The organism is Marisediminitalea alba (assembly GCF_002993365.1).
GTDB lineage: Bacteria > Pseudomonadota > Gammaproteobacteria > Enterobacterales > Alteromonadaceae > Alteromonas > Alteromonas alba.
In genome coordinates this window covers 114,416-123,736 of the sequence record NZ_PVNP01000204.1, presented here as the reverse complement: position 1 = coordinate 123,736, position 9,321 = coordinate 114,416, and the positions used below count along the sequence as shown (strand labels likewise).

The window sequence follows — 9,321 nt, the reverse complement described above, 5'->3', positions numbered from 1 at the left end:
TAGGGCGTGTTGATCTTTTCTGTACATATTTTGCTCAACAATACATCGGCAGCCACATTAACATAAATGCCAGCGATACCATGCTGGCATAATTTCGCTCTAACTTATCGTATCTAGTTGAAATAGCTCGATATTGCTTAATTCTTGCAAATGCATTTTCAACCAAATGTCGGTATTTGTATAAGCACCAATCCATGCTTTTTTTATCAATATCTTGACCGTAATTCCGTGTAGCAATCACTGGTGTTCCACCGTGGTCACGAACAAAACAGCGGAATTGTTCGCTATCATAGCCTTTATCACAAACGACAGTGTTCACTTCATCAAGCTGTTCAACCAAACTATTCGCATGAACAACATCGTGGCGTTGACCTTCTGATAAGTCGAAACAAATCGGTAATCCTCCACTATCTACAGCTAAGTGAATTTTGGTTGAATTACCCCCACGACTTTTGCCTATTTGCTCTGAGCTTTCAGTTGCTGCTCCTGTGCTATGTTGATGTGCTCGAACTATCGAGCCATCAAGAAAGACCCACTCAAAATCAGCCATGCTAGATAAGCTTTTGAAAAGGTTATCTAAAATCCCTTTCTTTGACCAAAGATTAAATCGTCTGTATACGGTACTCCACTCTCCGAATTCAGAGGGCAGATCTCGCCAAGGAATACCAGTTCTCATTCGATAAAGTATTCCTTCAAATGTCATTCGATGTTCAGTTTTATCGTAAATACGGCCTGTACTTTTCATAACTTGAAGTAGCAGTTCCCATCGAATATCAGTTAGTATTGTTCTTGGCATGGTATTGGTTATGGTTTTACTTTTGGCGAAGCAAATTATAACCCTTTACCATGCTGTTTAAAAATTACTCACGAAAGATCAACACGCCCTAATTATCCGACAATGTCGGTTAAAACCCGCCAGGCCATTGAGCTGCTGGAGTCCTATTTTACTATCCTGTGAGGCAAGTTACACAGCCACTTTCAGATAGCCTTGCTCAATGGCCAGGTGCACCAGTTCTGCGTGCGTGCTGATTTGTAGCTTGGCTTTTAACTGGGTGAGTGTATTCGAAACGGTTTTACTGGAGACGTTGAGTTCGTCGGCTAACTGAGCCCGGTCGAGGCCTTTAGCGATCCCTAAAAACACATCAAACTCGCGTTGGGTGAGTTGCTTGCAACTGTCATCTGCATCGTTGAGCTGGTGGGTGGCCAGTTGAATAGCAATGTTGTGTTCGATATAGCGCTTACCATTGAGTACGGCTTTAATCGCCTCAACCATCACCTCTGGCTTGCTGCGCTTGCTCAGATACCCTTTGGCGCCGGTCTGAATTGCACGGTTCACTACCGAGGGCTCGTCAAACATACTGAAGAAGATGATCTTAAGCCGTGGCCAGCGTTTTAGCAGCCGGCCGGCCAGATTCAGGCCACTGGCGTTTTCCAGATTAATGTCGAGAATAACCAGGTCAATGTCTGTAGCGGCGAGCGCTTTCAGCGTTTGCTGGGCATTCTCGGCTTCGCTGACAACGGCATCAGGCAGCATCATGGTAAGTAGCGCACTGTAGCCTTGGCGGACTACAGCGTGGTCATCAACGATCAGAATATTCATAGTGGAGATCATCCTGTGGTTGCAAAGGTGCGACCAGAGTAACTGTCGTCCCCTTAGCATGGGTATCAAGTTTAAGTGTACCGCCAAGCAAAGAGGCCCGCTCATGCATGGATTCCAGCCCCAGCCCGGCGGCTTTTGATTGTTGCAGATTAAAGCCCCGGCCATTATCGCGTACAAACAGAGTCAGCTGGTCGTGGGTAGTGGTTAAGCCAATGGTCACTTCAGTGGCATGGGAATGCTTGGCAATGTTATTAAATATTTCCTGTGTAATGCGATAAATCTGGGTGTCACGGTTGAGGTTACTGGCAAGGGTGGCAGCATCGGGTAACCAGTTAACCTCAATCTGATGAATGTCCTGCCAGGTCTGGATCATCTGTGCGATAGAGGTAGTTAACCCCAGCTTGTTTAAAAAGACCGGATAAAGCTGGTTAGTTAAATCCTTCATCCCCTGATGTACGGCGTCACATTGTTGCTGAATGGTCGCACAGGCTTTGATTATAAAGTCGGGGTTTTGTTTTTGTTGCTCCAGCATATAGGTTTGTACCGTAATACCTGTGATCAACTGGCCAAGATTATCGTGAAGCTCTCTGGCCAGCAGTCGTCGCTCATTTTCCTGCAGCGCCGACAAGCGTTGACGTAACCCGGCAACCTGAGTTTCCTTGCTGGCCAGTGAGCTGATTAACTTATTGTAATGCTCAATCAACCTGTGGATTTCGGCAATATCGGTTGACGCTGCCGACAACCTGAACTGGCCTGACTGAATGGAATCAAGCCCCTGACAGAGCTCGGCCAGTGGCTTAAGGCGGGTGTTTACCGCATAACGCAGGGTAAAAAGTGTCAGTAAAAGTGCCATCACGAAAATGAAAAACACATTCGCCAGGGTGGCGCTAATTTCATCAAATTCAGCCGCGCTATTAGCGACTACGGTAATGGGTTCTCCCGATGCTGCCTGAATGGTGGTGCTTGCTGGTGGTGGTGCGAGCCACTTCTCCAGTGAGCCGGTGAGTGGCAGTTGATCAGAATGTTCGGGATGTTCAATAACGGTGAGGTGACGGCTGTTTTGTAAAATACCGGTCAGCGTTTCGCTGTCCAGGTCGGCTTTCGCCAGGGTTTCGGCCAGCTGTAGCGCGGCTTCACCTTCTTCGCTGATATCTGCTCTGGCCTGATAGAACATCGCGACCGCCAGCAAGCTGAACACCGCAGTGAAAATCAGAACAATCGTTAGTGTGATCTTGTTGGAAGCATTCATATTGCTCAGCCGTACCGCACATAATTTACAAACCAATAACATTATACTGAAGATAATCAGTTCAGGGTTATCAGACTTCTGCTACTTTGGTTAGTGTCATCTACTACTTTGGTCCTGCTTTTGAGCACAAAAGCCCGGTCTCGCCCCTTCGGCTGCGCACAGTACGAAAGTGTTACAGGATTTGGTTAACAAATGATCAACAATGATTTAACCATTGGTAAACACACATAAGAAGAAGGTGGTAACATGACATTAAAAAACAAACTACTGGTAGCCGGGACACTGCTGTCTGCCACGCTGGCGATACCGGCTCAGGCGGGCAGCTGGCAACAGAATGTAACAGTAGGTAATTTTAATAAAGTACACGTTTACACCCCGGAATCACTATCACCAATAGGGCAGGGACGCTCACTGTTAGTCGTACTTCACGGCTGTACACAATCCATTGATGCTTATCTTTCCGCTAACCTTGAACAGGCTGCAGAAAGTTACGGAATGGTGGTAGCGGTTCCTGATGCAATGAATAAGGCGGGGTTTGGCTGCTGGTCTTACTGGCAGGGAGCAAAATCCCGTACTGCCGGCGACTACGCTAATATCCTGTCGCTGGTGTCGTCGATGAAAGCCAACAGCGGCTACGCCATTGATGAAGACCAGGTGTACGTGGCGGGACTATCCTCCGGCGCAGCCTTTGCCAATACCACTGCCTGTATTGCACCAGACGTATTTGCCGGCGTGGGAGTAAGCGCCGGGCCCAGCATTGGTACCAGTTCCAGCGGCGCGATAGGCAGCTGTGAATACGCCAACGTCGCGCAGCGATGTCAACAGTATGCGGGGAGTTACAGCGGCTCGCTCGATGACCAGATCGCATCTATCGCACATGGCGATGCCGATACCACCGTGGATACCTGTTATAACCGGCAGAACGCTGAGGGTATGGCTGGCGCCTATGGTGTTAGTGAGTTGCCTGGCAGTAACCTCCTTGGCAGCGGTTCGCGTACCGCCGAAGAATACCTCTGGCAGGAAGGCCGGGTGTCAATGATCTGGCTCAATGGCGTGGATCACTCCTGGTCGGGCGGCGCTGGCGCCAGTGGTTCCTATGTAAGTGGCACTGGCATTAACTATGCGATGTACCTGGGTGAATACTTCAGTGAGAATAATAAGCGGGTCGATCGAAACCAGCCTCCGCAATTATCTTCGGTGAGCGCTTCAGAAAGCAGCGGTCAGTTGATCGTCACCGGTAACGCCACCGACGCTGAAGGCTACGTGGATAATGTTGATGTGCTGATCACCAATAATAATGGCGATACCTATCAGTATTCGGCGTCGACCCAAAGTGATGATAGTTTCTCGGTAACCTCGGCCACCCTGTCAGACGATTTGTACTTTGTTACGGTGACGGCCAGTGACGATGTAGGCGCCGTGTCCGAAGCCAGCACCGTGAGCGTGCGCGTTGGCCCGCCACCGCCACCTGCTGCCCCCGTGTTATCTGATGTGCTGGTAGATGCCAATGGTCAGTGTGCAACGGTTACCGGCTCGGTTTACGACGAAAACCAGGACCTTTCCGCAGTAGAAGTCACATTTGCGACCGGTACCCAAAATGCCAGTGTGGATGGGCTATCCTTTAGCGCTGAAGCCTGTGACCTGCCGGGCGGTTCGCAAACTATTACGGTTACGGCTGTCGACGCCAGTGGCCTGAGCAGCAACACACAGCTGTCGGTAGACATTGATGCAGGCGTGATTGCTACGCTTGATCAGCATATCAGCGCTGGTCGTCTCGATTATACCGGCTACTCTACCTGCTATCTGGAATACTCAACCGATGCTTTTAAACTGACCGAGCAAACCCAGAGTGGTGGTATGTGTGTATGGCAGGATGACGATGCTTCCTGTACCGGCCCGGTTCAGGCGTGCAGCGGCACTGGTTCTGATGGCGGTAACGGCGGTGGTAATGGCTCTGGTGATGACGGCTCGGGCGGTGATACAGGCGGTGGCGATCCGGCTACCTGTGCTGAATACACCACTGCGAACTACTATCACAAAGTAGCAGGCCGCGCTTACAGCACTGGTTACTACTACGCACCGGATTACTTTGCCAGCGGCTCGGATGATCCTCTAGCAGGTTCCACCTGGGGTACATCAACCCTGTACTCAACCGATGGCAGTGTATGGTTTGCAGGCAACTGTCCTTAAAAAAAGATTAAAACATAACGGGGCCCATGGCCCCGTTTTACTCTTTTGAGTTAGGTTACTTACCTGCGACGCCATAAAATCAGGCCGAGCAGACCAAGGCTCATCCACATACTCCAGCTACCAGCATGGGTTTCTACTACCACTTCTGAGGTTACCGGTCGGTCATAGTCGAAACTTTCCATACTCTGATAAGACAAATCAGCATCTTCATAGGCATCTATAGTGGCCAGTACCTGATCGGTTTGCGCATCAATTAACTCAATTAAAATATCGTAGTCGTTGCTGGGATACCCGCTAACTAACTCACTTTCCAGCAGCACTGAGTCATCACTGCTGTCGCTATACAGGTTAAATACCGAAGTGACATGAAACGCTTCGTAATAGTCGTTGGTGCCCAGATAGACAATGGCGTAAACCGGTGCCTGGTAATAGTTAGTATCGGCGTCAAATTCAAGGTCGAAACTAGCATAGTATCCGTCGTAATCACGGTCGGTGTACAGTGTCATCCAGGCATCATAAAACCAGTAGTCAACACTGTGAGTGGCAGTGCGAAACTGTTCGCCTGATTTACCCGCAATGCTACTGAGATCTTTCTTTTTCACCCGGGTCGGCACATTATCGGCGGCATTGAGTTCGGGGGTATTAATGGTTTCGCTGACCGCCACCTCTTTGCCCGAAGCGGCAGATGAAAACGCGATAAAGCTCAGTGACATAAGCGTCGCAGCCAGTATAGTCTGTGTTACTCTTTGATTTTTCATAGTCCATTTACCCTGTTGTCTCTGCAATGACTGTATAAACAGTGTGCGAAAATCAGGCTGAACAATAACTGAAGCGAAACTTAACCATGCCAAACCGTGCTTTGTGGCAGCGTATTGCCATAGTCTTATTGATGCCTATCCTTTCGTTACCGGCACGGGCTGCCAATCTAACGGTAACGCCGCTGAATGACGGGGTTTACCTGATGCGCTCCGAGCGCGCTGTAGAAGGCTTTGGACTGGTGAGCGGTAACGGTTTAATTGTGCAGACAGCGCCGCATAAAGCGGTTTTAATCGACACACCCTGGGACAACAGTGATGTGGATACGCTGTTTAGCTGGCTTGAGTCGCAGGGGCTGAGTCTTGAGGCCGTGGTCGTCACTCATTCGCACGAAGATGCCGGCGGGCATCTGGCACGTTTTCACAGCAAAAATATCCCCTCATGGACGTTTGAGTTAACTAATGAGTACTTAACTCAGAAGGGCGAAACGCCCGCTCAACATACTTTTAGCAACAACGCGTGGGTAGTACCTGAGATGATTGAAGTATTTTATCCGGGGCCGGGCCATACGCTGGACAACAGCGTAGTGTGGGTGAAAAAACATAACCTGTTGTTTGGTGGTTGTTTTATTCGTGAACAGGCGACCTTTTCGCTGGGGTATACCGCAGAAGGCGACGTGCGCGCGTGGCCAGAGTCAGTCAGCCGGGTAACTGATTACTTTCCTGAGGTGCAGAAGGTGGTTCCCGGCCATGGCAAAGTCGGCGATGCAGCGCTTCTTTCCCATACCCGCGAGCTGGCGCTAAAAATGCTGCCTTAACAGGCAGCATTTTAAAGCTTAACGTCGATCGAAATTCACCGGTTTGTCGGGGTGTTGGTAGTAGCCTTCGCGCAATAAAGTTTTATAGCGGTCGAGTTTACCTTCCATTGCTAACTTGCGCAGACCTTTGTTGAACAAGGCTAAAATTAACTCGCCATCCTGACTTTTACGCGGGATAAGTAAGTGGGTTGTCACGGTAGAGATAAAAGGCTTGAGCATTTTTATTTCGTCACGGTCGAAGGTGGTGAAATCCCGTTCCAGTAAATACCAGGCGGTCAGCTCATCGATGGGGAACAATTGAATATCGTTGGCAATAACCGCATTGAGGCCGTCTTTGTCGGTATCAAAGGTTACGGTGTTGGGCGCCTGCTTAAAAAACGCAAAGAGTTCATCGGTATAAGCGTACCCTTTGGTGACGCCTATTTTGTATTGCTTAAGTTGTTGCAGGTTTTCCCACTGATCCAGAGAAAGTTCTTCATTCGCCGTAAACACCAGGCTTTCTGAAGTGATAGGCTCGCTCTGCCAGAAATCAACACTGTAAACCCGGGTGAAGTTAGCATATGACACAGCGTCATAGCGGCCGTCTTTGGCACTTGCAATGGCATCTTCCCAGGACATGGTTTCGTACACCACGTCTACACCAACCCGTAAGAACGCCTCACTGATAATATGGTTTATATAGCCATTGTGCTCCATGTCCGTGGAGGTATAGGGCGGATATTCAGTGGTGGCAATGGTGAGTGTGCGCCACGCGTGAGCTGAGGCATTATTTACAACTGCAAAAAGCAGGGACAGCATTAAAATAAGATTTTTCATAACGGTCACTAAAAATAAAGGCCTAAACTGATATTTAAACGATGGGTGGAGTCCTGATTACCGCCAAGGCCCAGACCAATGCCGGAACCGCCGGAAAACCACATGTTTTTACCCTGAATGCTATCCACATAGAAATACAACGCGCGCCAGCCAAAACTGCAACCATTAACCCATTGCGTTGAGCGCAGACCAGCCGCCACATCAGGCTCAACCGCCCCGTATTCGGAATAGCATTTAATCGGCGACAGGCCGGTTACTCTGAATGGTAATTCATAACTCACTGCCGCGGTGTAACTGTGCGCTTTGGAGGCAGTAAGGAAAGGAAAATCAAAAGCGGACAAAGCGAGACGGTCAGTTGCCTGATCTTGTGGTGCGGCCAGATCATAATCGTAATCGGTATATTGCAGGGCAACGCCCACCGGGCCCTGGGTATGGCGAAGGTGCAGGGCATAAGCGTTCATATCACCTTCGTTCAGAGTATCCAGATTGAGTACGTTAGCGGCTTGCCAGGACGCGCCAAACTCGGTAGTAGCGCCGCGGATCAACCCGGCAGTATAGCTTACCCGCAGGTTATACTGGCCATCTTCCTGATTACGAAACTCACCGTTATCGGCAATATCGAAAGAGTAGCGACCAAACCGGCCGGCATCATTGTACTCATCATTAAAGAAGTAGCCGGCGCGAATATCCCAGTTAGATTTCTCGTATTGCACTACTACGCCAGGGTCGTAGTCATCCTCGAAGCCAATATAGTAATTGATGGAAAACCAAAAGCTGTTTGAGGCGAAGGGCAATAAACCGAAGGGCACCTTGGTGATCCCGGCTGACACACTGGTGCGGTCGTCGTAGTGATAAGTCAGGTCGGCATAGCGCACGGTGTTAAAGTCGGTATTTTCATACCAGCGGTAATCTGCTTTATAGCTGAACTGGTCGGTTTCACCGGAGACGGTTAATTTGAGTGACTCAAAACCAAAACCATCACGCAATTCAACTTCCTGCCAGTCCTGATAACTGTAATTGAGGCGCACATGGCCGCCGATATTGACCGGGAAGTCGTCGGCTGACTGTGCCGTGCCGGACACTAACAAAAGTACCGGTGCTAACCGGAGAAGCCTGGCCTTGCTCATTATTCGATCCTGAAATGGTCTGAGGCAGCATGCTGGCAGGGTAACAAACCCCGGGAGTGATTGAAACATGCGTGCTGATTGTTTGGGTTACTCAAGTGAAGATTGCCCGCACAAAAAATCGGTAAGTGCAGAGAATAAAAAACCCCGCCAGGGCGGGGTTTTCAATCGTTGAGGTAAGCCTGATTAGCTGCGGCGACGAGCGACCACAAGACCGCCTAACGCCAGGGCTAACAGCAGTGCTGTTTGCGGAGCGGCCACCTCTGCTGTAACGTTGTCTGAAACCGTTAGGCTTGCCTCATTTAGCGTGTAAGACATCGGCGCAAACGTGTTTGAGTCAAAAAAGTCCAGATTTAACAAGTCTGACGCATCCATCGTTAAATCGAAGATACCCTCGGCCGTTGCTGTTACGTCAAAACTGAACAGCAAAAAGGGAGCCGCGTTTGTATAGGTGCCTACAGAACTTGTCCAGCTCATCGACATTTCACCGGGTTGTTCTTCGATAAATAAGAATGGGTCGAAGAAAATCTCATCATTAGGTAAACCCGAGGCAAAGCTGGTGCTATCGACTAACAGTGAACTCGTGTCGAAAAAGACGCGCAGTAAGGCATTGTCAAATGCTTCAGTCTGACTATCGAACTCACCAGTAATGTTTACGGTGGTGGTGTCACCCACGGCAATTTCACTATCGGCAAGGTCTACCGAGATGACCGCCGCCTGGCTGCTAAACGCAACCAGACTGGCCAGGGTTAATAAAAACTTCTTCATT

The 9,321-nt window shown here is 49.4% G+C and carries 9 protein-coding genes; 2 read left to right on the top strand and 7 right to left on the bottom strand.

Annotated elements, in window-relative coordinates; all coding sequences use genetic code 11:
• Window positions 1-34 precede the first annotated feature (34 nt).
• From C6Y40_RS21770 to C6Y40_RS21760, 3 genes are all read right to left on the bottom strand, one after another.
• Entirely contained in the window at window positions 35-796 is a 762-nt protein-coding gene (locus tag C6Y40_RS21770) for an IS5 family transposase (RefSeq protein ID WP_105932999.1), read from the bottom strand.
• A gap of 168 nt (window positions 797-964) precedes the next feature.
• Entirely contained in the window at window positions 965-1,600 is a 636-nt protein-coding gene (locus tag C6Y40_RS21765; protein WP_105936497.1) for a response regulator transcription factor, read from the bottom strand.
• Window positions 1,581-2,849 carry a sensor histidine kinase gene (locus C6Y40_RS21760; protein WP_170308557.1) on the bottom strand — a complete coding sequence of 423 codons (1,269 nt, stop codon included), beginning with the start codon at window positions 2,847-2,849 and terminating at the stop codon, window positions 1,581-1,583. Before C6Y40_RS21760 ends, C6Y40_RS21765 begins: the two co-directional genes overlap by 20 nt.
• Window positions 2,850-3,095: 246 nt before the next feature.
• Between C6Y40_RS21760 and C6Y40_RS21755 the strand changes: the two genes are divergently transcribed.
• Window positions 3,096-5,039: an extracellular catalytic domain type 1 short-chain-length polyhydroxyalkanoate depolymerase gene (locus C6Y40_RS21755; RefSeq protein WP_105936495.1), complete on the top strand. Its 1,944-nt coding sequence runs from the start codon at window positions 3,096-3,098 to the stop codon at window positions 5,037-5,039.
• Between the two features lie 59 nt (window positions 5,040-5,098).
• Here C6Y40_RS21755 and C6Y40_RS21750 read toward each other — a convergent pair whose 3' ends face one another.
• The gene (locus tag C6Y40_RS21750) at window positions 5,099-5,797 is read right to left on the bottom strand and encodes a choice-of-anchor H family protein (RefSeq protein ID WP_105936494.1); all 699 of its coding nucleotides are present in this window, start codon (window positions 5,795-5,797) and stop codon (window positions 5,099-5,101) included.
• Window positions 5,798-5,883: 86 nt separating this feature from the next.
• Between C6Y40_RS21750 and bla the strand changes: the two genes are divergently transcribed.
• Complete coding sequence (bla, locus tag C6Y40_RS21745) at window positions 5,884-6,612, top strand: subclass B1 metallo-beta-lactamase (protein ID WP_105936493.1); 729 nt, start codon at window positions 5,884-5,886, stop codon at window positions 6,610-6,612.
• A gap of 18 nt (window positions 6,613-6,630) precedes the next feature.
• Here bla and C6Y40_RS21740 read toward each other — a convergent pair whose 3' ends face one another.
• The 3 genes from C6Y40_RS21740 to C6Y40_RS21730 form a co-directional block, all read right to left on the bottom strand.
• Entirely contained in the window at window positions 6,631-7,428 is a 798-nt protein-coding gene (locus C6Y40_RS21740) for a substrate-binding periplasmic protein (RefSeq protein WP_105936504.1), read from the bottom strand.
• An 8-nt stretch (window positions 7,429-7,436) separates the two neighbouring features.
• Window positions 7,437-8,555: a porin gene (locus C6Y40_RS21735; protein ID WP_105936492.1), complete on the bottom strand. Its 1,119-nt coding sequence runs from the start codon at window positions 8,553-8,555 to the stop codon at window positions 7,437-7,439.
• Window positions 8,556-8,738: 183 nt separating this feature from the next.
• Window positions 8,739-9,320: a hypothetical protein gene (locus tag C6Y40_RS21730; RefSeq protein ID WP_105936491.1), complete on the bottom strand. Its 582-nt coding sequence runs from the start codon at window positions 9,318-9,320 to the stop codon at window positions 8,739-8,741.
• Window position 9,321 lies beyond the last annotated feature (1 nt).